Source organism: Mesorhizobium sp. M2A.F.Ca.ET.037.01.1.1 (assembly GCF_003998075.1).
Classification (GTDB): Bacteria; Pseudomonadota; Alphaproteobacteria; order Rhizobiales; family Rhizobiaceae; genus Mesorhizobium.
The window spans coordinates 1-678 of the sequence record NZ_RZSA01001648.1 but is presented as its reverse complement, the minus strand read 5'-3'; the positions used below and the strand labels follow the sequence as shown (position 1 = coordinate 678).

Genomic DNA, 678 nt, shown 5'->3' with positions numbered 1-678 from the left:
GCACCACGCTTCTCTTCGCGCTGGTGGTCCTCCAGGCCTCGATCGGCATCGGCACGCTGCTGATGCAGGTGCCGCTGCACATGGCATTGACGCATCAGGCGATCGCGCTGGTCCTGCTCGGCTTCGCCACCGCGCATTGGCGTGGCACCAAGGGCGCCTATCCGCTGCCGACGGAGATAAACGTCAGAAGCTGACGGCCGGCAATGAGCTCAGGAGCGCCGACCTTCCAGCGCTCTGGAAACGCCTGCATCGCCGCTCAGTGCTTGATGCCGAGCATCAGGTCGAGATTCTGTACAGCGGCGCCCGACGCGCCCTTGCCGAGATTGTCGTAGACGGCCATCAGCAATGCCTGGGCCCGCTCGTCATTGGCGAACACATAGACCTTCATCCGGTTGGTGCCGTTATAGATCTCCGGATCGATCTCCGCGATCCGCTCCATGTGGGTATATGGCGCGACCTCGACCACGCCGCCGTCGATCGACGCATAATGGTCGGCGATCGCCGCGTGGAGTTCGGCGCCGGTCGGCACGCGGTCGAGACCGCGGAGCTGCAGCGGCACCACCGTGATCATGCCCTGCGCGAAATTACCCACCGCCGGCTGCATGATCGGGTCGTGCGACAGCTTCGCATAGGCGCGGAGCTCCGGCACATGCTTGTGCTGCAGCGTCAGCCCGTAGG

At 64.7% G+C, this 678-nt stretch carries 2 pseudogenes; one reads left to right on the top strand and one right to left on the bottom strand.

The window, feature by feature from the left end:
* Positions 1-194: pseudogene (locus EOA27_RS38975) on the top strand (COX15/CtaA family protein); the annotation flags it as partial.
* A gap of 62 nt (positions 195-256) precedes the next feature.
* Here the strand turns inward: EOA27_RS38975 and EOA27_RS38970 are convergent.
* Positions 257-678, bottom strand: a pseudogene (locus EOA27_RS38970) (N-acetyl-gamma-glutamyl-phosphate reductase); the annotation flags it as partial.